This window comes from Methylomonas stagni, assembly GCF_050154735.1.
Lineage (GTDB): Bacteria > Pseudomonadota > Gammaproteobacteria > Methylococcales > Methylomonadaceae > Methylomonas > Methylomonas koyamae_A.
On the sequence record NZ_CP189557.1, the window covers coordinates 1,768,294 to 1,790,137 of the forward strand.

A 21,844-nucleotide genomic window follows, 5' to 3' on the forward strand; every position below is an offset into this window, starting at 1 on the left:
GATTCCTTAACGTTAAGGCGGCGCCTATGCCGCGTCTTCGTTAAGACGGACGAGCGGAACGATCTTGTAATGAACACCGAAATTTTTTGCGAGGGCCGCGTCGGCCTGTTGCAGAAGCGGCAGGCCATACCGCCGATCGCCGGCAACGTCAGCCCCCGCGCGTTGATGCGTTTGACTAGCGAGCCGATCGATCGTCTGCATCGGACGTTCCGGCTATCGCCCCGATCTTAACGATGGCAAAGTCCGCGCTCAGCCGTGCAACACCGCCAACCAAGGCGTCAATCGGCTGACTTTAATCGCCAGGATGTGCTCTATCATCCCCAGCGCGGCGTCGGCATCGTTCAGCGGGAACACGCCGCTGACCCGAAATTGCGCTAGCTTGGCGTCCGCGATCAGGATGGCGCCGGGAAAATAGCGATCCAACTCCGCCACTACTTCGGCCAAGCTCCGGTTTTTGAACACCAGCTTGCCGCGCTGCCAGGCAGACACTTGCCCGGCATCGACAGCCAACATCGCTTGCAGACCGGTTTGCGCGCGATAAACCGCCTGATTTCCGGCCTCGACGCGGCTATCGGCGCGGTAATCGGCGTCCGCCAAGCCTTTAACCGCGACGGCGTGTTCGCTTACGCTAATCCGAGTAGCGGCGTCCTGTTGCCAGACTTCGAACACGGTGCCCAAGGCCTTGACCACCGCCGAGTCGGTCGCCACCTCGAACGGCCTGCCGACATCGGCGGCAACCCGAAACAAGGCTTGGCCGCGCTTCAAGGTCAATTGGCGGCCGCTAGCGGTATAGCGCACATCCAACGCGGTATCGGTGTTCAAAAACACAACGCTGCCGTCTGTCAACGTAACGGTTTGCTGCTCGCCGACGCCGGTGCGGTAATCGCTAAACCAGGCATCGGCCATGCCCAAGAACGGAAGCACGGCGACGAATGCCAATACCGCAGCGACGGCCAAGACCCGCAAAGCCCCGAAAGTACTTGGTTTGACGTCATCCGGCCGCGTCGGCGGGCGCGCCGAGTCTTCCGCCGGTCTCGCGGCCAGACCCATTTCCAACCATAACCGTTCAGCGTCGCGAAATGCGCGTAGATGGGCAGCGCTCCGATTGCACCACTCGGCGGCCAGCCGTCGCTCGCGGTCACCGGCATTACCGGCATGCAAGCGAATCACCCAATCGATCGCTTGATCGGATAATACGGTGATTTCGGAAACGGACGCTTTAGTCATCGGTGCTGGATCGCGGTTTGAACAGTATTATGACGGGATTGCCTAGCCATCTTGCCGCAAAATTCGAGTTCAGTGGCCGGCAGGCGTCTAATAGCCTTTCAGGCGGTCCCGACAATGTCGCATGGCTCTGGCCAGGTGCTTGGCCACCATGCTTTCCGAGATATTCAGGCGTGCGGCGACTTCCGCATGACCGAGGCCCTCGACGCGATTCCAATAAAACGCCAAGCGGCAATCGTCGGGCAATTCGGCCATTGCTTGCTGCATCGCTTGCAAGCGTTGCTGGTGTTCGTATCTAAGTTCCGGCCCCGGTGCCGGAGCGGCGATAGCGTGCAGACTGACTTCGTCGATATCCTGCATCAAGCGATTTGCACTCAGCCGCTGATAATCGATCACCAAATTGCCGATGACCCGATACACAAAAGCGCGCGGGTTCTCGATGCGTTCCGGCGCGCCGTGCCGGCTTAGGCGCAGATAGGCTTCTTGCAGGATATCCGCCGACATCTCTTCCGATCCCAGCTTGCGCAGGATAAAACGGCTGAGCTGATCGCGATGCTGGTCGAGAAATTCGGCAATCCGCGCGGCTGTCAAGCTGGTTTGATGCGTTAACGTTTTCGATGATTTTGTCGGAACGGAATGGTCTGCCATGGCGGTGCGTGAGTTACCGGTCGTGCTGTCGGCAAGCACAAGTCGCACCTGAAAGCATTACTCAATAGAAATCAACATTCTCTGGTCAATCGCCGCCCCGTGTTTCGGGTAACAAATACGTGATTTGGCCCAATATATGTTAAATAACACAGTTATATTCAGCGACCCGTCCTTACTCCCACGCCCGTTCCAGACTTCGTTCGTTCATTAACAGTCGTTGTAACTTTATTGCTTTCTGGTAAGCTTTCGGATCAGTCACGAACTGGAAAACGTGTATTACTTCAATAGGAGAATTGCCATGGCGGATTATTTGCTGAAGATTAACGACAGGGCCGAAGACATCATCGATTTTACGCCGGAAGAAATTAGCCAGATCACGCCAGATGAAATTCAACGCATTTTCTATGATCTGCAAATTCATCAGATCGAGCTCAAAATGCAAAATCAGGAATTGCGTACCGCTCAAGAAGAACTTACCCGTTCAAGAAACAATTACCACTACTTGTTCCATCAACTCCCGGTCGGCATTGTGATTGTGAACTCGACCGGCTTTGTGGAACAGGTCAATGACACCCTCCTGGAATGGCTCGGTATTGAAAAAGGGCGACTTGTTAAAAAACACTTGTCATCGGTCATACTCGAAGACGATAAAGTGCTTTTCAATTCGCGCTTCGACAGCTTTTTCAAGAACCCTGACGGCAAGTCGCTGGTGTTGAGCTTGAACGGCAGAAAAAACGTAGCGTTGAAAGTCAAAATGTCGGGCAAAAAAATCGGCGGCGACGATGTGGTCGCGCTAATGAACCAACCCGACCAAACATTGATCATCACCGTCGCGGACGTCAACGATTTATAGCGTCTTGTTCGCGCGGCTTAGTCCATGGCGCCACCGTAGGTATCGTTGCGAATCAACGCTTTCCATCATCGGCGCTCTCGGTTTCGTTTAGACTCTGCGGCCCGAGAACAAGCAAAGTCGAATTGCCGTGATGATTTACCTCGATGACAGTGAAAAGCCGACCACATTGTCTTTCCGCTGGAATTCCGCTTTCCGCCAGCAAGGCTGGAAAGAAAACGTCGTTTAAGCATCGATAGACTCAGCGCGGCGCGCCTGGCAGCCATGACTAGCAATCTGTTCCGACGGAGTCTCCTAATCCCGACCTAAGCCTAATACCGCGCCTTCCGCCCAGCCTTGGAAACCTACTCCCGCCACCGATTACTCCGCGCCGTGAACCGATGAAGACACCCAATGACAAGAAGGAGCCGCAATACGTCGTAGGCATCGGTGCCTCCGCCGGCGGTTTGGAAGCCATCGAAAGTTTCTTTAAAAAAATGCCGCCGGATACCGGCATGGCCTTTATCGTCGTCCAACATCTGTCGCCCGACTATAAAAGTTTGATGGTGGAGCTGTTATCGAAGCACACCCTAATGCCGGTGCTGAGAATCGAAGAAGGCATGAAGGTGGAGCCGAATCATGTTTACCTGATTCCACCGCGCAAAAACCTGACGATGTTTCACGGCCATCTGCTGTTGAACAATCAAAACCACACCAACGAACTCAATCTTCCGATCGATATCTTCATGCGCTCGTTGGCCGAGGATGTTTCCGAATTCGCGGTCGGCATCATTCTCTCCGGCACCGGCAGCGACGGCACTCGCGGCATTCGCGCCATCAAGGAACATGGCGGCATGGTCATGGTTCAGGATGAGGAGAGCGCTAAATTCGACGGTATGCCGCGCAACGCCATCGCCACCGGCCTGGTCGACTTTATAATGCCGCCCGAAGACATGCCGAAACAGTTGATGGCATTCGTCAAGCATCCCTATGCCGTTCAAGAAGCCACCATCCACTCGGAAGACAGCGATTTGACGCGGATATTCGCGTTGCTGCGCGACAAGCACAAAGTCGATTTCACGTTTTATAAACCCAACACCATAGTCCGCCGCATTGAACGCCGCATCTCGATCAACCAATGCCGCGACCTCAAGGAATACCGCAATCTATTGGAAGATAATTCGCAAGAAGTGTCCGCGCTATTTCAAGAGTTGCTGATCGGCGTCACCAACTTCTTCCGCGACGACTTTGTATTCGAAGAAATCCGCGGCAAATGGCTGACGCCCTTGGTCAAATCGCTGACCAACAACGAAATTCGGGTTTGGATCGCCGGCTGCTCGACTGGCGAGGAAGCCTATTCGCTGGCGATTATGTTGGCGGAGTATCGAGAATATTCCGGGCATTTCTTCCGAATGAAATTATTTGCCACCGATGTCGATGCCAAAGCCGTGGAAAAAGCCAGCACCGGTTTATACCCCGAGAGTATCGCCGCCGATGTGCCTTCGCATTTGCTGGTCAAATATTTTTCGCGCAAGGAAGACAGCTTTCAAATTTCGCAATCGATCCGCGAAATGGTGGTATTTGCCCAACACAACCTGATCAAGGACCCGCCGTTCACGAATATTCATTTGTTGAGTTGCCGAAACTTATTGATTTATCTACAGCCGGTCCTGCAAAAAAAGATACTCGAGCTGTTTAATTTTTCACTGGTCAAAGACGGCCTGTTGATGCTCGGCACCAGCGAATCCATCGGCGAAATGGTCGATTATTTCGACATGATCAGTCCGAAAGGCAAGATATACCGGGCCCGAGGTAAATATCGGACCTTGGGCATTAGCAGCATCGACCCGCCGCCGGCACTGATGACCTCTTTCCGCGCGAATTCGCCGCAATCGGGTCGCAACTTCGCCAATCGCTACCAAGACGACAAGATTCTGGAACGCTTTTTCAACGCGCTGACCAAAGACATACTGCCGTTCACGATGATAGTGAACGAAAACATGGAAATATCCCACATCTTTGGCGACGCTCAGCGCTACCTGAGCTATCCCAGCGGCAAGCTAGTCACCGATATTACCAAACTGGTCAGCAAGGATTTGTCGATTCCAATCGCGACCGGTGTGCGGAAAGCGCTGAAAAGCGGCGACAGCATCAACATGTCCAACATCAAATTACGCGAAAAAGACAAAGTTCGGACGCTGAATATCCATATTAGGTTGCTTCCCGGCCGCAAAAGCCAAGAAACCCTGATTGCCATTCTGATCTTCGAGGCTGATCATCATGCCACCCAGGATATAGGTTTCGTCGCCGACAATTTCGATATTAACCAGGATGCCGCCCAGCGTATCAACGATCTGGAGCATGAACTGCAACTGACTCGCGAAAACCTGCAAGCCACCGTTGAAGAGTTGGAAACCTCGAACGAGGAATTGCAGGCGACCAACGAAGAATTGCTGGCCAGTAACGAAGAATTGCAGAGCACCAACGAAGAACTGCAATCCGTTAACGAAGAGTTGTATACGGTCAACGCCGAACATCAGAGCAAAATTACCGAATTGACCATTCTGAACAACGATCTCGACAACTTGTTCAATAGCACCAATATCGGGATCTTGTTTCTGGACGAAAATCTGGATATTCGCCGCTTCACCCACAAGCTGCAAAGCCTGTTCCATATTGTCGAAAACGACATCGGCCGGCCGTTCTTTCATCTGACTCATTCGATTCGCGATATCGACCTCGAGGATTTAATCGGCAAGGTTGTCGAAAAAAAGATTATTTTGGAATCCGAGGTTCAAAATCAACACGGCAATTGGTACTTCATGCGGATCATTCCCTACGCCGTATCCGACCGAATCTATTCCGGCGTCATTCTGACCTTTGTCGATATCGATCTGTTAAAGCAAACTCAACAGAGTCTGCGCCAACAGACCGAATTGGAAACCCAACGTTTGGCCAGTTTTGTCAATGATTCGGCGGACGCGATTACTCTGCTGGACGATACGGGCAAATTTATTACCTGGAATCGCGGCGCGGAAAATTTATACGGCTGGAGTTCGCAGGAAGCGCTGCAAATGCGTTTCGAAAGTCTGGTGCCGTTGGCTGAACGTCCGCGCATGCGTGGCGTCTTCGATAAGCTCCAACAGGGCGAACAAATGGCCCAATTCGATAGCAAACGTCTGAACCGCCACGGAGAAGTCATCGATGTCTCGGTGTCGGCCACCTTGCTTTCGTCGCAAAACGATACCGGCCAAATCTTTGCATTGACCGAACGCGATCTCAGAAGCCATCTTTTAATAGACAAACGCCATTGCATCAGCTGCATCCAAAAATTGGCCACGCTTCTGATGGATGTTGACGAAGCGATCATCGTCATCGATTTCGAGGGGAGTATCGTCGCTTGGAATACCGGCGCGGAATCGCTGTACGGATGGAGCCGATCGGAGGCCATTGGCATGAAGTTTGACAGCTTGGTGCCGGATTATCTCCGCACTGAAGCCCGCGAAATGTTTCAAAGTATCACGTCCGGCAAATCCAACTATCAGGTTACGCAAAGCCAGCGCCTGACACGCAATAAGCAAATACTGGACATTACGATGATTGCGTCGGTACTCGGTTATCAAGACGGCGATACCATCTTGGTCGTTACCACAGAAAAACCGGTTTAGCCTTGCTTAGTCTTTGAGCGCATTGTGCGTGGGAAGCCCACTTCCAAGTACGGAGTTTTTTCCGATTCGCGGTCATTTCGAGCATATTTCGCCTGAAACCATCGCGCTCAGTAAATGAAACCTGCAGTCGGCTGGGTTTTTAGTGTAGACTGCAAACTTTCCACAAATGAAGTAATGCAATGCCTCAAATCAAAACCCCGCCTCCACCCAGAATCAACTGGAACTACCAAACCTATTTTCTAGCGCAATTGAACAAAGCCAAAGAACCGCCAAAAACGGCATTAAGCTGATCTCAATTAGCTGTTTGTAATCGACGACCAACGCTGCTTTCGTGTTCCGCGCTTAATAGCCACGCTGTCAATCGGCGTTTCATCCGCAGCCTAATTGCCAAGTCGTCATCGGCCCCCGTCTAAACAGCATGCGGCAATCGATCCCAACCCCAGAATTGCTCAGGCTCCATAGCGTCGGAAGGTTTAATTTTCCTGGCGTCTTTACGCCCGCCAACTTTAATCGGTTAGCGCTCCGGAACTCGCGGTGATTTTGGCCCCTAGCGCCGAATGTCGACGTCTACTGAGCTGGCGAACAGCATGTCGGCCACCGTATTCGTCTCGGCGCGCCCCGGCCCGAGTAAGATAGGTTGGCTGAGTGAAAGCAACTGATTTCGAAAACCGGCAAATTCGCCAGAAAACGCCGGACCTTGATACGCCAGTCAGGCTTAGGCCCGGCCGTAGCGACGGCCAACGCAACCCGACGCGGCGGCATTTCGAATCGGCCGAGAACTTTCCATTAGCCCAATTCGACATCCACTCGCCGAAATTGCCCATCCCGCAGCGCTTGTGCCATACCGGCCGGCAAGCTACCGCCTTCGACGATCCTCGAGCCCCGATTCCCGTCATACAAGCGATAGCGTAGCGGCTGAACGGCGCTGATTCCGAAACTGTCCCGCCGACTTGGATTGATATATACCAGCAGCGTGCTTCTAAACAAGACCATAGCTGCGCTGTCGGCCGGCAGAATCTCGTCGTACCCAAATGGGCTCACGGTTCGCGAATCGGCGGCGAACATCGTCCCGGCCAGTAGCGGCGCCGGCGCGAAACAGAGTTCCCCGTTCCGACACGCAAAGGGCTGGGGACCGAGAAACAAGTGCGTCCACAGATGCAATAATTCGACGGTCGAACCGGACAAGCGGGCCACGCAGCCGCGACCGTGTTGGCGTGGATCGACGTCGAAGCCGCTGGAGACCAGGAAGCTGGAGTTTTCGATGGGACTGCGCTGATACTCCGCTGGATCGCGGAAGGCCACCAGCAGTTTTTCGAGGTCGGCATAGAATTCGTCGACCAGCCCGGCCCTGAGCATTTCCAACACAAATTTATAGTGCATGTGCAGAAAAATCGAGCCGTTTTCCAGCCAACCGTCATTGAACACGCCGATTCGTCCCAAGGCCAACGCATCGTTGCCCAGCGGCGCATTCAAGCGGTACATGCCCAGTTTGCGATCGAACAGCGCGGAAGCGCGAGCGGCCTGGTACAAGCGGCGCGCCTCGTCCGGCCCGGCGATCCGCAACGCATGCACGAAGCCTTCTAGGAACAGGGGCAAGGTATGCTGTTCGAAGCCAAGCACTTCGACCTTGTCGCCTTCCAGCGCTCGGTAATCGCTGACTTCGTATGAGTAATAAGTGTGTATGCCTTGCGGCATCCGAGCTTTTTCGATCGCGGCGGTCAGATGCCGGCTGGCCTCGGCCAGAAACTCGCGCAATTCGGCCAAGCCTACCGTCCTGAGTTCGCCGGCAAAGCCCATGAATACGCGCGCCCGATAGCCTTCCTTTAGCTCGCCGCTGTCGCGCCAGAACCGCTCGGCGCTCGCATCCGGCGCCGCCAGCAAGCCTTGTAGTCCGGCGATGAATTCAGCCAGTTCGGCCGGCAAATCGCAGCTGCCGGCCGCTCCGTCCAAGGCCAGCCGGGTGAAATCCGCCAAGCGCAGCAGTTCTATCGTCTCGTTGACCGCCGAACCGAAAATGCCGGGCAAGCCGTTCAACGCGTCGCACCAGCCAGGCCGGTCGGCCTCCATTTCGATGCCGATGCCGGCCGGGTCCAGTGTTGCCAGCTTGTTGGCGACCAAGGTCAAAATCTTGCCCAGCAAGCTGGTATAGACCACTTCACCCAAGCCGTGCCGGTCGCGAACCCGATGCTTATCGGCAGCTCGCGCGGCGATGATCGCTTGCTTGTCGGCGCTGAATCGCACCGCGCCGTATTGGCGAACCCCGTGGGCGGTCAGTACGCTCTTTTGGGTACGCGGCGCGACAAAGTGGCTGGCCTCGAAAAAGCTATAGCCGGTTTCCAGCAACAAGCCGGTCAGCCGCTCGGGAAAGATCGCCCGGTAGGCGATCAACAAATCGACCAGATAAGTCCAATGGTCGGACCAGTAGCCGCGGTCGAACTCGGCATCCTCCACTTCGCGGGCTTCGGCCAGGATCGCGGCGATCAAGTCTTCGACATCGGCGCCAGCCTCGCTCAGCGCTTGCCAAAGTTCCGCGTATTTGAACTCGGTAGCCAACAAGGCCGCCACGCTAGGCAAGCTGCTTAGTCGTTCCGTCAGACGCTCAGGCGCATCGACCACGAAACGGCTGTTGCGCAACGCACAGGGGTTGTAACCGTCGGACTGAATCAGGTTGAAAAAATAGCGAATGTTGCGGGCGCCCAGCGCCGGCTCGAAGAACAAATCGATGCGGCGGTTTTGCAGCACGTCGCGGAAGTCGCCGTTCCCTTCGGAATACGGCGTGTCCTGCAATAAAAAGTCGTTGTAATCGCGCTCCAGATCGCCGTGTTTACGGCCGAACAAATACAGCAACGCGCCGCCCGGCACCGGCGTCGGGAAGCCGCCGCGCAAACCGTTGTCCAGGTAACACTGACGAACGTGTGCATCGAACAACGGTTTGGCGGTGGCGGTAAACGCTTTTTGACCGATTCTATCCAGCAAACGCCGGTTGGCCTCGCGCTTGGCTTCAAAATAGCCGGCCTCGGCGGCCTCGGCGACAAAGGATAGGCAAACTTCGGGCGAAACGGCATGGCCGTAAACGCCGTAAAACACCCGGCTGGCACCGGGCGGCACGTCCAGCCTCAGGGTTTGGAAGGCCGACGGCGTGCGGTTGCCGGTCACCTGGCGGTCCAAGTCCAGCGCCGAGTCGGCGAAGAACCGTTCCGCCTTCGAGAAATCCCCAGCCAAGCCGAATACCCGCTCCGGATCGACGATGACCGTATTCAACACGCCATCCATGAATCCGGCAAAAAAGTTGCCGGCCACGACCGGCTCGACTTGCGGACTGTCGGTCGGCCACACTCGTAGCCGATAAAACGCTACCCGGCTGGCGGCCTCCTCGACGCGCATAAACGCTTCAGAGGTACGACTCATGAACTTAAGTATCCATTGATTCATTGCGTAAGGCAGCACTTGCGGCAAGCCGTCGACGACTTCGATAGACAGACCGACCGGCGAGGTGTTGGTGATTTCGACTCGGCGCATCAACCCGGCCACCGCCGCTTCCGGCAAGGTCGCCATATCGGCGCGGATCCGCAAGCCCAGGCGCGGATGAGATTCCTCGACGCCGACTTCGTGCTCCGACACGTACAGACGTTGCCGAACGTCGGCGCCGGCGTTACGCTGAAAAGGCTCGTGGCCAATCGCGGCCGGGCCGTCGCCGATCTTTAGAAAGGTGCGAAAACCGCGCGACGCAGTCAGTTGGTAGGCCTTGTCGGCCGGAAAAAACTCCAGGAACGCGCCGTCTTTGTTGCGAACGCCGAAGCTGGCGATGGCCTGGCCGCGATTGACGTAAAACGCCCAGGCCGGACGGCCCGAAACGCCGGCGATGCCCGGCAGGAAACTGGCGAACGGCGCTTGGTCGTTGTATTGCTCGACGACGAAAGCGCCGTCCGAGTCGAAGAAATAAGCGGACTGGTTCAACGGAATGACCTCGGATGTCGCGATGAAAACGCTGTCCAGCTTAGTACAGACTCCGGGTTTTCACTCGGCGTTTCCGCCTGTACGCACGTTGGCGGGCAACGCTCGATCGCGGCCAACCACTGCTGATTTTTCAGCATGTCGCCAGCAATACCTGCTCGAGTAACAACAGCCCAACACCCTCGGAAACTGGTTTCCGCCTGTCACCGCGCGATTCGAGCAGTTGGCACGATAACTGCCGCCGTGCCTGGTTGTAGGCTTAACAGTGAGCCTGCCGTATTCATTCCAATTGAGAGAACATCACATGAAGAAAACTTGTTTCGTTGCCGGCCTGTGGCTTTTAGGCAGTCAAGCCGCCCTTGCTCAACAAGCGCCGGAAGCCGCCAAACCGCCCTTGGGCTTTTTCGTGACCAGTACCGGACTGGGCAAGGGCGCCGACCTGGGCGGCTTAGCCGGCGCCGATGCTCATTGCCAACAACTGGCCGGCGCGGTCGGTGCCGGCCACCGAACCTGGCATGCGTATCTCAGCACCCAGCCCAGCGGCGGCCAGCCCGCCGTCAATGCCCGCGACCGCATCGGTAAAGGACCTTGGGCCAATGCCGCCGGCGTCATCGTCGCGAACGACGTCGCGCATTTGCACGGCGATACCTTGGAACTGGCGCAGTTGGGTAACAATCTGCATAAAAAGACCGCCTACACCGAGAAAGGCGAAGCGCTGAAAGGCGTCGGCGACACGCCGAACGAACACGATATCCTGACCGGGTCTAAACCGGACGGCACGGCCTATACCGATGCCGCCGACCACACCTGCAAAAATTACACGAGCAGCGGCGAAGGCACGGTCCGCGTCGGCCATTTCGACCGCACCAACGGCGGCCGCACCGGCGGTAACGTGTCGTGGAACTCAACCCACGACAGCCGGGGTTGCAGCCAGGAAAACCTGGTCGCTACCGGCGGGGCCGGCTATTTCTATTGTTTTGCCGCCGACTAGGTTTCGTCGCAACTTAGGTTGCTGTCGCGGCGACCGAGCTTCGGCCGTGGCGTTGAAGACCCGGCGCGTCATTGGCTCAGCCGGCGGTTGGGCTCCGCTCAGCCAGCGGTTGGGCGCTTCGCTTGTAACTTAAGGAAGTCGTTGGGCGTGGTATGGACATACCGGTGTCGGAACGCCCTCGATCGCGGCTAAAGCCGCTCCCACGCCGATTGGTTTCATTCTTCGGCGCGAAAATCTTTTCATGAACGTTAGGATGTTAATCCGTTCAAACCAAGCGCTACCGCGCTCGACTTGGTAGCAACAAATTCGCCGCCAAGCGTTCGAACCAAGCGGCGATGGTCTCGGGTGGCGTATCGCCAACCAACGCTCTGGAAAACAAACCTTCGGCGACATGCACACCCAGTTGCCGGTAGGCTTCGAATTGTTCTTCGTCGAAGAATTGGTCCAGCGTGGTTTGGTGCGGGAAATCCGGGTGGTTCAGACGGTAGCGTTCGATCAGCGCCGGCTCGTTGCCGGTGACCGACAGTTTCAAGTACAACAAGAAACCGGTACCGGCCGGCGTGGCATCGATGGCAGGATAGTCAATCACGCAAAAATGGGCGTGGCTCCGGCTGAAACCGCTGGCCGGATTCGGGCGGATGTCGTCCAACGCCGGTTCGATGCGCACGCCGAAATCGATTTGGGCGTGGCGTACCAAAGTCATCAAACCGCCGAAGCCAAATCCCGGATCGGCCTCACCGTCCACGCAGACGATGAATTTACAGCGCCGCCGCAACAATTCGTACACTGCCATATTTTCGATATGACCGCCGTCGGACAGATTCAGCCAAGCCTTGCGTTCCGACATCCCGACACCGAACATTTCCCGAATCAAGCACAAGAAACCGGGTTCCGAAAACGGCGACCAAATTCGCGGATTCTTGATCCAAAATCCCAATCGTAAATTTAGTACCGCCAACAACGCTGTCAGCGTCGGCATCGCGCCCAAACCCATGTGAGCGGAGAGCGCGGCGCCCGAAGTCGCCATCGCGGTGGCCAGATCCACCGGTTTGCCGTTGGCTCGCCAACGGGTTGTTTCGGCGTAACCGACCGAAGGCGCGCCTATCCAGTACTTGGAAAACAAAAAGAAGTCGCAACGTCTATCCTGCAGGTTGGGGCGTTCGCTGGACGGCAGGTTTAGCGCGGTGTTTACCAGATGGTAAGGCGCCTGGTTTCCGCTATTCAGTTTCGCCAACTCGACGATTCGATAAGGCTGCTCGACCGTGCCGATAAAGGTCCGGGACAAGCCGTCCCGGTACAAGCGGTGCGGACCGGTCAAATTGATGTTCAGCACCAGAAAGGCAATCACGCCGGAGGCGGCCAGGATCGCCAGCAGCGCCCAATCACCGGATACGCATTCCAATACCGGTACCGCCACGTTAATGGTCCGCAAGTGCCAAAGCGCGTAACCCAGCAACAGGCCCAAGATTGGAATCAACAAGCCCGCCGACCATAACAAGACCTGCAACACGATACGCCGCAGTTTGGGTTCCTTGAAGATAGGCAGAAATCGCATCGCCGCCGGCGTCGCGGTAATCAAGCCGCCGATGACGGCCGGAAATGTCCAGTGGGCTTTCAACCAAACATAAACATCCAGCGCGATTTTATAGCCGTTGCCGATCGCTTGCGCGGAGTAAGCCAACAACGTGAAACCGGTGAGCGTACCGAACAACCAACCGGCCTTGCTCGCGTAATCGGGGCGCCAGCGCATCGCCACGCCCCAGCCGATCAAACTGAGCGCGGATAGCCCGGCTAGAACATTTAATGCTTCTTGCCAATAGCCCTTTAAAAAGGGTTGGGTCAGCAGCGTTAACTCGACAATCGCCGCAATCACAAACAGCGGTGCCGTCCAGTTCAATAACATACCGCCCAAGGTGGCTGTGGCCATGCCCCAAGCTTGCTTCAGGTTTTGGGCGGACAAAAATTTGGCGCGTTGCCGAACATAGCGAATCGGATCGGGGTCCGGCCCGTGCGGCTTACCTAAATCACACACCGAAACGCCTTCGCTCAAACGGCTGCTGATGAAACTGCCGGTGTAACCGCCGCCGGAAACCGTGGACAGATAATCCACCTGATGCAGCAATCGATGGTCGGCCAGCACCTGCACGATGCCGAGGCCAAACGTGGCCGAACGAATGCCGCCACCGGACAGGGCCAGTCCGACCGCGTCCTCGCCCTGCGGCGTGTCAATCAAATAATATTGCCGGCGCTGGTCGATATCGTCGGCCTCGTCTCGATTGACCCGCTCGGGCGCTTCGTCGAAATAGGCGGCGGGAATGCCGAACCGCAGCGACTCGAACAAGCCCTTGACGTCTTCCCGTGCCAAGGCTCCCGGACAATCCTGGTCCCGCCAACTGGTCCCGTAAGCCATTTGATGAAACTCGTCGGCGAATTGGCGCAGCACCTCCTTTATCCGGTTTAATTCGCCGCGAAACGCGTCGGCGCCGTCGCGCGAATCCAATACGCCGGCTTCCTTGGCCCGGTGCCATTTCGAAGTCACCGGCCGTAACTCGACATTAAGCAACTGCGTGACTTTGGCGGCAAACAGCTCGCAGCCGGGATTGTCCTTGATCGCGGTCCGGCCGAAGCCGAACAAATCGAACAGACTTTGCAAGGCGCTGGCTTCGATACCGTATTGATACGGCAGACTTTGAGTCGCGATGCGGGTACGCAGTTCGGTCAGGAATTCGTGGGCGGCCTTTTTATCGGCGGCACTGGGTCGCTCGGCGAGCGACATGGCTTCGGACATGGGCGAATCTCCATTGGATGACGAGCGGCGGCGCCGTATAAGGCGCGGCGGTCCGGACTAACTTAGCCAACTTGGCGCGTTAGAGTCAAGCTCGGCCCGCGAATCATTTCGGACTGAATGCCAAGCCAGGTTTTAGCGGTGATCTCGGTTGACCGGGAATCGCTCGATTCAAGCCAGTTCGGCTGACGCGGAGGACTTGCCGTTTAACAAAGACCGACGGCCCGAGACTGCCGCCGCTGCTTTCAACCGGCTGCTTCGAGGACAGTCCCACGGAAGCGGAAACCATCAAGCCGTTAGCTTTCTGTTCGGCCCTGGAGCGTCGGCTTGCGCCAAGGCTTGCAGGTCGATCACCCTATCCACCGACGCTATCGTTTCCGGACGGTGAGCGATGATGATGCGGGTTAACTTGAGTTGGCCAATCGCCGCGTTGACCGATTTTTCCCTGGCCACATCCAAATGACTGGTGGCTTCGTCGAGGATCAGAATTTTCGGGCGTTTATACAGCGCGCGGGCCAGCAACACCCGTTGTTTCTGGCCGCCCGACAAGACCGTGCCCATGTCGCCGATCAAGGTGTTATAGGCCATCGGCATCGCGGCAATGTCGTGATGCACCGCCGCCAATTGCGCGCACGTCTCTATCCAGGCCTGGTCGGGCGCGGCATCGAAGAAACAGATATTCTCGGCGATGGAGCCGGCGAACAACTGATCTTCCTGCATCACCGCCGCCACCGTGTTGCGGTAGACGCGGGTATCGATTTGGCTTAAACGGGTGCCGGCTACCCAAATCTCGCCTTGCACCGGTTGCAACAGGCCGAGGATCAGCTTCGCCAACGTGGTTTTGCCGTAACCGGACGGCCCGACGATGGCCACCGATTCGCCGGCGGCGATTTCCAGATTCAGATTTTGCAGGACCGCCGGTTCGCCCGGCGCGTAACGGAATTCCAGATTCTCAATTTTAATCGCCGGCAGCCGGCTGTCCTCGGCGGGCATCGCCGCCAAGCGCTCGGCTTCGGTTTCGTGCAACGCAATATCGGCGACCCGTTCGGTATATAGCGCCAGCATCTTGAATTCGATGCCTTTTTCGATGAAGCCGCCGACCCGGTCGGTAAACTGGTCCTTGAACGACATAAACGCAAACAGCATCCCCACCGAAAATCCGCCGTCGAGAATGAACAAGGCGCCCAACCAAATCACCGCCACATTCTCAATACCAAACAGCAAGCCGTTGCAGGTCCGATACAACAAACCCAGCTTTTGGACCCGAATGCCGGCATTAAAGTGCTCGACCAACAGGTTTTGATATTGCACCCGGCGCTGCAATTGACGATTGAACAACTTGACGCTTTGCATGCCGCGCACCGTTTCCAACAAATTGCTTTGTTGCTTGGCGCCGCGCAGAATCTGCTCCTCGGTCGCCTCTTTCAGCGGTCTGAACAAAGCCAAGCGCAGCAAGCCGTAACCGACCGCCGCCGCCACCACGACCAAAGCCAGCGGGCCGCTGTAAAACCACATCATGCCCAGTGTGACCGCCGCCATGATGCCGTCGAGGATAGCCTCCAAAAAACTGCCGGTCAGCGTGCGTTGAATCGCGTTCATCGATTCGAAGCGCGACACGATGTCGCCCAAATGGCGTTTCTCGAAATACGTCATCGGTAGCCGCAGCAAATGGCCGAACAGATTGCTCAATAACTGCAAATTGGCCGAGTTGCTCAAGATCAGCACCCACCAGGACCGTAGCGCCGTGACCGCGACCCGAATCAGCATCAATAACGAAAATCCCAATCCCAGCACCGTCAGCAAATGCCGGTCGCCGGCCACTACCGCTTGATCGACCACCAGTTGCAGAAAAAAAGGCGCTACGATGGCAAACACTTCGATGGCCAAGGCCAAGGTCACGATTTGCCAGATAGCGCGAGCTGCACCGTCCAACTGGCCTATGAGGCGGGATAATTGGATTTGCCGGCGTTCCTCGCGCGGCACGAATTCGCGGGTCGGCGCCAGTTCCAGCGCGACACCGGTAAAATGTTTGGAGACGTCGGCGTAAGTCACACGGCGCGCGCCCTGGGCCGGATCGAGAATATCCAGCCGGCCGCTATCGACCCGAGTCAGAACCACAAAATGATTGAAATCCCAGTGTAGGATGGCCGGCAAGATCAAACGGCTCAAGTCCGGCAAATCGATACGCACCGGCCGGGACGCCAGCTGCAATTGGTCTGCAATACCGATCAACTGATTCAAGGTCACGCCCTTCAGCGACAGCGCGAAGCGGTGGCGCAGACTAGCCAGATCAACTCGATGGCCGTGGTGCGAGGCCACCATCGCCAAGCAGGCCAAACCGCACTCGGCGGCTTCGGTCTGCAGGATCAGCGGCGTGCGCTTGCCGCCGGAGAAATTTAGCCCGATAGGCGCACTCATTTAGACTCTCCCGGTTAAGCTGTACAGCGGATCGAACACCCAATCGATCAAGCGGCGGGTGTCCAAGCAAATATCCGCATCCAGACGCATGCCGGATTGCAGCGGCATTTCTTGTTTGTAAGCCGACACGGCTTGCCGGTCCAAGGCCACCGTCACCCGATACGCCGGCTCTTGCAGCTCGATCGGCAGGTCGGCATCCTTGGGACTAATCAGCGTCTTAGCGATTTCGACAATCCGGCCGCTGTAACTGCCGAAGCGTTGATAAGGAAAGGCCTGGTAGCGGATCAACACGGTTTGATCAGTCTCGACGAAGCCGATCGCGCTGGACGGCACCATCAATTGCGCCCGCAAGGCCGCGCCGGCCGGCAAGATCGACAACAACGGATTGGCGGGATTGGCGACTTGTCCGCGTTCGGCCAAAATCGCGGTCACCGTGCCGTCCCCCGGCGCGCTGATGACGATGGTGCGGCGGGATTCGGATTCGGTGATTTTTTGGTTCAATTCGGAAATGTTACGTTCGATCGCGGCTCGCTGATTCTGGAACTTCAAACGGGCGCCGGCAATGTCGGTCTGAGTGGCTTGCAAATCGCGCTGCGCGGTGAGTCGGCTGCGTTGCAAGGCTTGCAACTTGCCCTGGTTATCCAGCCATTCGTCCTGTTTTTGCTGGATTTGTACCGGCGACACGAAATGCTTGCCGGCCAATTGCCGAAACCGCTCGGCGCTAGTGGCCGAGCCTTCGACGCGGGCTTGCTGGGTGGCGATCTCGCCGTCCAGTTGTTGCAGTTCGCGCCGCAAGCCTTGCTCGCGATCCAGCAAGGCTTGATATTCGATACGATCGAGCTCGGCCCGTTGATTCAATTCGGCGTTAAGACTGTCGCGGCGCTGACGCAGTTGTTCGAGCGCAGCAGTCTGCACTTGCGGGGTTTCCATGGAGCCGCTTTCGGTGGACAGTACATACAGCGTATCGCCGGCCTTCACGCGTTGGCCTTCGGCAACCTGCTTTTCGACGATGGTGCCGGACTGCGGCGCGTAAACCTTGATCAAGCCCATGCTGGGCGCCAAATACCCGCTGACGTGCGCCTTGCGGGTATATTCGCCCCAGCAGGCGAAAGCGATCAAGGCCAGCGCCGCCGCCGACGCCAATGCGGTGAGTAAAGGCAGTGCCGGCGACGCGATGCCTATCGCCTCGCCGAGCGGCCGGTCGCGCTTGAACGCCAGGGCCTGACTTCGAAACAATCCGGTTTCGTTCATATCACCGCCTTCTCTTCGCATAGCCTGATCGAGACCATGGCGCTCAGACGACATCCAGATCCGAAGCCCGCCGCATGTCCTCGCTCGGGTTCAGGTCGTTGGTCACCACTTGCGGGCAGTGCATGCAGGCGTCCCTGCCCTCCTGCAGCCACCAGCGGCAGTTCGAGCGTATCGAACAGGTCGGTAACTGCTCGACGACCACCGGGGTCCAGCGCACGACCTTTTCGACCAAACCGCACTTCGACTGTTCGGACCGATAGTGACCGCATCCGCTGCAAGCGCACGGCGCCGAAAAGCGAAACACTTCGCCGGGCGTGACCGGTCCGGCCATTTCCAGGATCTCGTCGGTGACCGGCAGCGCTTCCTTCAGATAAGCCAGTTCCGGCTGCTCGGCCGAACCGGTCATCACCCCGATGACCTGACTACCCTCCCAATCCGGTTGGGCGCTGGGACACAACACTAAGGTTTCCGAGGCCATGGCACGATCAACCCTAGAATGCGGCGAATTTATTCAGCGTCAGGCCCGCGTCCAGTTGCGGCGCGACTTGAAGCTGTTGGAGCAAGCGGCCGCCGTTGATAATGCCGTTCCAGTTCAACAGCGCCACCCCGCCGCTCACTTGCGCCAATTGTTCCGGACTCAATTCTTGACCGGCTAATTCCCTGACTTCCAGAGCCCGGTTTAAACCTTGCGATGCGAATTGGGCCAATTCGGATGTTGCGATACGCGATGCTTTTTTTGACATGACTACTTCCTCAATGAATGTGAATACGAATTAACCGATGGCAAATTTGGTGGCGATGTTCTTGATATTGATCGCGCCCGGATTGATCACCGGCCAAAATTTCTTCGGAAATTGGTTCAAGTCGCCGTCGAACGACACCAGTCCGCCGGATACCGCCTCGATTTCTTGGGCACTCAGCGTTCTTAACGTTTCTTGAAAGGGTTGTTTTGTGTTCATTGCGTTTCTCCGTCGTAAAATGGCGCTAGCGCCGATTCCGCGGCAATCTAAACTTACAGTGAGTTTGCCGCGCCGCCCGCCGAAACTCGGCGGGTGCTTGTACTGTACGCAACTCCCGGCACCGGGGGCTGTGACAAGCTTCACCGGGAATTCGTGACGCTTTTCACAGTGGAAAGCGCTAAAATCATCGGGAATCAACCGGCGGAAACAGCCGGACGGCGAACGTTGACCTAGGAAACACCATGCAAAGCGAAGTCCTTGCCAATCTGGCGAAAATCCCGTTTCTGGCCGACGCCGAGGAAGAGGCCTTGGCGGCGCTGGCCGCCAAGGTGAAAACCGTGAAATTTCCGAAACGGGCCATGATCATTTACGAGGGCGACGACACCAGTTCGTTGTATATCGTGTTGTCGGGCGCCGTGCGGGTGTTTTCGACCGACGACAAGGATAAGGAAGTCACACTGTTGATTCAGGAAGCCGGCAGCTATTTCGGCGAATTGGCCCTACTCAGCAACGAACCGCGCTCGGCGGCGGTCCAAGCCACCGAAAACACCGTGTGCGGCATTGTCTCGAAAGGCGATTTCATATTGTGGTTAAAGGCCCATCCGGATGTGGCGATCACCTTGCTCGGCGTTCTGGCCGAAAAAGTCCGCCACTTGACCGAAAAAGTGAAACAACTGGCGCTGTCCAATGTGTACGAACGAACGATCAAAGTGTTGCAGGACATGGCCGAGAAGGACGGCGACATTCAGGTCATCGCCCACAAGCCCACTCAACAGGAGTTGGCGAACATGGTGGGTTCGTCGCGAGAAATGATCAATAAGATCATGAAGGAACTCACCAAGGGCGGTTACGTGGTGGTTGACGGCAAAGCGCTGAAAATCGTCAATAAACCGCCGGCGGCTTGGTAAATTTGAGCGCCGATTAGAGCCTTGCCGCCACCTGTTCGGCCAAGGCCAGCGCGGTGGTCCATTTACCGCCGAATACGCTGATGAGTTGGCCGGTGCGATGCACCGCGTACTCGCGGGTGGCGCGGGACGGATCGGCGGCACTGGAAATCAACGGCCGCACGCCGGCGAAACGGCCGGCTATCGTCGCCTCCGCATTCGGAAAGTAGCGCCTATACGCCGCCAATAAATAATCGCGTTCGGCATCGCTGCAAGCAATCGCATCGTCCAGGCCTTGGCGAACCTCGGTGGTGCCGAGCAAGGTTTGGCCTTTCCAAGGCAACACGAAAAAGATGCGCCGCTCGCCGGGCACTTCCAACAAATAAGCTTGCCGGCAAGCTTGATTCAATACCAGATGGCTGCCTCTGACCAAGTCCAACCGATAAGGCGAATCGACGCCACTGCGTTCCAGCAAGCGACCGGCCCACGGGCCGGCGACGTTCAACACCCGGTCGAAACGAACGACGCCGGCGGTAGTTTCGACGAGGCCGGCCGCATCCAGTCTCAGCACTTCGACGTCCTCGAACATCTCGACACCCTCAGTCCTAGCCTGCTCGGCGACCCAGACGCCCAAGGCGTAGTCGTCCATCCGGCCGTCCGAAAACTCGTAGCCGCCCAATAGGCCGTCGCCATCCAAACCAGGGTCCTCCGCCAACATTTGCGCGGCGTCCAGCCAGACCGCGCCGGGCAACAGACTCCGACCGGCCAAACGGTCGTAAATAAACAAACCGGCCCCGACCGTGAAGCGACCTCGCCGGCCTTGCCGATAGAGCGGCATCCGCAAGCGCAAGGCTTCGGTTAAATGCGGCGCGCGCCGCAACCAGGCGTCGCGCTCCCGTAGCGACTCGCGCACCAGACGCAATTCGCCGTTTTCCAAATATCGCAGCCCGCCGTGCAACAACTTAGACGAGGCGCAACTGGTGGCGCGCATCAATTTGCCGCGCTCGTAAACGCTGACCCGATGGCCGAGCTTGGCTAGTTGCCAAGCGCAACACAAACCGTTAACGCCGCCGCCTACGATACCAATCTCCACAAAATGCTCCAATCCGCTGAATGTTCCGGGCGCTACGCACAGCCCGCCCGGAAATGGTTAAAGTTCGCAACCCCGCCACCCTAGCAATCCGAGTATTGCACTGGCTAGTCGCCCGCAAATTAGGGAACGCTGGTTGAGTCCTGAATTTACGGTTTTTAAAGCGGCTGGGTTAAGGTTTTATGACAACAGGTACGGACGGCGCCGAATCTCCGGTCGTTGAACATGCCCGCCAAAGCCGATACGCTCGGGCGATGTCGGCAAAACAGGAGACATTCCAGCGAAGTTCCGCGATCCGCGCAATGCGCCAGGCATCGTTGCAAACCGGCCGGCTCGGTGAATGGTTGTCAACCCTGTCCGGCGGCACTTGCGGCGGCTCGCGTTTTAGCGAGCAATACGCGCCTGTTAGCTTCGCGCTGACAAACGGTCACGGCAAACGGCGTTGGTTTGGGTAAGTTTCTGGGGAATTACCGCCACGCGGCAAGCAAGGTCGGTTCTTCCCCGGCCGAAATTCACCGCGCTTGCGCCAAAGCTAGCGCAATCTCGGCCGCGAACCGGCTCAAACAACGGCTTTGCGCGGCGACAATGCTTTCCGCGTCGCCGCCGGCCGGCTCTTCGCATTCGAAACGCCGCCCCTGCCAGGCTTGCTCGGCTTTTTTGAATTGCCATTGCACCGCCATCCGGCTGACACCGGCGGCGGTCTGATGCAGCGCCAACAGATCGGCGCTGACTTGGTAATCGACGCTCTGCCGCTGCGGCCAGGGAAAGCGCAATACCTGCGCCACGCCCAGCCGATGCGCCAAGGATTGCATCAGCTCGCGGGTGATGTTGTCGTCCAACCGCTCCGCCCAACGCTGATATTCTTCGAGCTGATATTCATGCGGTCCAACCTCGACCACCAATTGCGGCCGATCAAGATAGGCCGGCAAACGGATCGGCCCCAGACCAACAACGCTCCCGGCCGGCAACGGCGCGACCGCCTCGGCGCCGGACTCGGCAGTCAGCAAATAAAACCTGATGGGCTCGCCCGCGCATCCGTACAGGGCCAACCCGGCGAAAACCGTTAGAACAAGCTTGCTGAGTAAATTCATCGTGGCAACCGAATACGTCGAGGCTAAACGCCGATTATCGCGTATATACCTC

Annotated in this window: 17 protein-coding genes; 5 read left to right on the top strand and 12 right to left on the bottom strand. The window is 57.1% G+C overall.

Annotation, left to right across the window (positions count from 1 at the left end):
• Positions 1–24 precede the first annotated feature (24 nt).
• The 3 genes from ACP4CD_RS08310 to ACP4CD_RS08320 form a co-directional block, all read right to left on the bottom strand.
• Positions 25–201 carry a hypothetical protein gene (locus tag ACP4CD_RS08310; RefSeq protein WP_426994211.1) on the bottom strand — a complete coding sequence of 59 codons (177 nt, stop codon included), beginning with the start codon at positions 199–201 and terminating at the stop codon, positions 25–27.
• Between the two features lie 48 nt (positions 202–249).
• Positions 250–1,227, bottom strand: coding sequence for a FecR family protein (locus ACP4CD_RS08315; RefSeq protein WP_426994212.1), 978 nt, complete (start codon positions 1,225–1,227; stop codon positions 250–252).
• Positions 1,228–1,314: 87 nt separating this feature from the next.
• Positions 1,315–1,815, bottom strand: coding sequence for a sigma-70 family RNA polymerase sigma factor (locus tag ACP4CD_RS08320; RefSeq protein WP_064030890.1), 501 nt, complete (start codon positions 1,813–1,815; stop codon positions 1,315–1,317).
• A gap of 355 nt (positions 1,816–2,170) precedes the next feature.
• Between ACP4CD_RS08320 and ACP4CD_RS08325 the strand changes: the two genes are divergently transcribed.
• Positions 2,171–2,725: a PAS domain-containing protein gene (locus ACP4CD_RS08325; protein WP_426994213.1), complete on the top strand. Its 555-nt coding sequence runs from the start codon at positions 2,171–2,173 to the stop codon at positions 2,723–2,725.
• A gap of 377 nt (positions 2,726–3,102) precedes the next feature.
• Complete coding sequence (locus ACP4CD_RS08330; RefSeq protein WP_426994214.1) at positions 3,103–6,369, top strand: chemotaxis protein CheB; 3,267 nt, start codon at positions 3,103–3,105, stop codon at positions 6,367–6,369.
• Between the two features lie 786 nt (positions 6,370–7,155).
• Here ACP4CD_RS08330 and ACP4CD_RS08335 read toward each other — a convergent pair.
• Positions 7,156–10,326, bottom strand: a complete 3,171-nt coding sequence (locus ACP4CD_RS08335) for a hypothetical protein (RefSeq protein ID WP_426994215.1) — start codon at positions 10,324–10,326, stop codon at positions 7,156–7,158.
• Between the two features lie 301 nt (positions 10,327–10,627).
• Here ACP4CD_RS08335 and ACP4CD_RS08340 point away from each other — a divergent pair, with 301 nt between their 5' ends.
• Positions 10,628–11,314 carry a hypothetical protein gene (locus ACP4CD_RS08340; RefSeq protein ID WP_064030859.1) on the top strand — a complete coding sequence of 229 codons (687 nt, stop codon included), beginning with the start codon at positions 10,628–10,630 and terminating at the stop codon, positions 11,312–11,314.
• Positions 11,315–11,591: 277 nt separating this feature from the next.
• Here the strand turns inward: ACP4CD_RS08340 and ACP4CD_RS08345 are convergent, their stop codons facing one another.
• The 6 genes from ACP4CD_RS08345 to ACP4CD_RS08370 all read right to left on the bottom strand — a co-directional run bounded on the left by ACP4CD_RS08345 (position 11,592) and on the right by ACP4CD_RS08370 (position 18,727).
• The gene (locus ACP4CD_RS08345) at positions 11,592–14,102 is read right to left on the bottom strand and encodes a patatin-like phospholipase family protein (RefSeq protein ID WP_426994216.1); all 2,511 of its coding nucleotides are present in this window, start codon (positions 14,100–14,102) and stop codon (positions 11,592–11,594) included.
• Positions 14,103–14,387: 285 nt separating this feature from the next.
• Complete coding sequence (locus tag ACP4CD_RS08350; RefSeq protein ID WP_426994217.1) at positions 14,388–16,517, bottom strand: peptidase domain-containing ABC transporter; 2,130 nt, start codon at positions 16,515–16,517, stop codon at positions 14,388–14,390.
• Positions 16,518–17,768, bottom strand: a complete 1,251-nt coding sequence (locus tag ACP4CD_RS08355; RefSeq protein ID WP_426994218.1) for an HlyD family secretion protein — start codon at positions 17,766–17,768, stop codon at positions 16,518–16,520.
• 43 nt (positions 17,769–17,811) lie between these two features.
• Positions 17,812–18,246: a nitrogen fixation protein gene (locus ACP4CD_RS08360; RefSeq protein WP_426994219.1), complete on the bottom strand. Its 435-nt coding sequence runs from the start codon at positions 18,244–18,246 to the stop codon at positions 17,812–17,814.
• Positions 18,247–18,259: 13 nt separating this feature from the next.
• Positions 18,260–18,511: a hypothetical protein gene (locus ACP4CD_RS08365; RefSeq protein ID WP_064030864.1), complete on the bottom strand. Its 252-nt coding sequence runs from the start codon at positions 18,509–18,511 to the stop codon at positions 18,260–18,262.
• Positions 18,512–18,541: 30 nt separating this feature from the next.
• Entirely contained in the window at positions 18,542–18,727 is a 186-nt protein-coding gene (locus ACP4CD_RS08370) for a hypothetical protein (RefSeq protein ID WP_064030865.1), read from the bottom strand.
• A 242-nt stretch (positions 18,728–18,969) separates the two neighbouring features.
• On the opposite strand from ACP4CD_RS08370, the gene ACP4CD_RS08375 reads away from it, so the two are divergent.
• Positions 18,970–19,635, top strand: coding sequence for a Crp/Fnr family transcriptional regulator (locus ACP4CD_RS08375; RefSeq protein WP_064030866.1), 666 nt, complete (start codon positions 18,970–18,972; stop codon positions 19,633–19,635).
• A gap of 13 nt (positions 19,636–19,648) precedes the next feature.
• On the opposite strand, the gene ACP4CD_RS08380 is transcribed toward ACP4CD_RS08375, so the two are convergent.
• A complete protein-coding gene (locus ACP4CD_RS08380; protein ID WP_426994220.1) occupies positions 19,649–20,704 on the bottom strand; it encodes an FAD-dependent oxidoreductase in 1,056 nt (351 codons plus the stop codon).
• Between the two features lie 179 nt (positions 20,705–20,883).
• On the opposite strand from ACP4CD_RS08380, the gene ACP4CD_RS08385 reads away from it, so the two are divergent.
• Complete coding sequence (locus ACP4CD_RS08385; RefSeq protein WP_426994221.1) at positions 20,884–21,156, top strand: hypothetical protein; 273 nt, start codon at positions 20,884–20,886, stop codon at positions 21,154–21,156.
• A gap of 57 nt (positions 21,157–21,213) precedes the next feature.
• Here ACP4CD_RS08385 and ACP4CD_RS08390 read toward each other — a convergent pair whose 3' ends face one another.
• Positions 21,214–21,792 (bottom strand): PqiC family protein, encoded by a 579-nt coding sequence (locus ACP4CD_RS08390; RefSeq protein ID WP_426994222.1) that lies wholly within the window; start codon positions 21,790–21,792, stop codon positions 21,214–21,216.
• Positions 21,793–21,844: the final 52 nt, after the last annotated feature.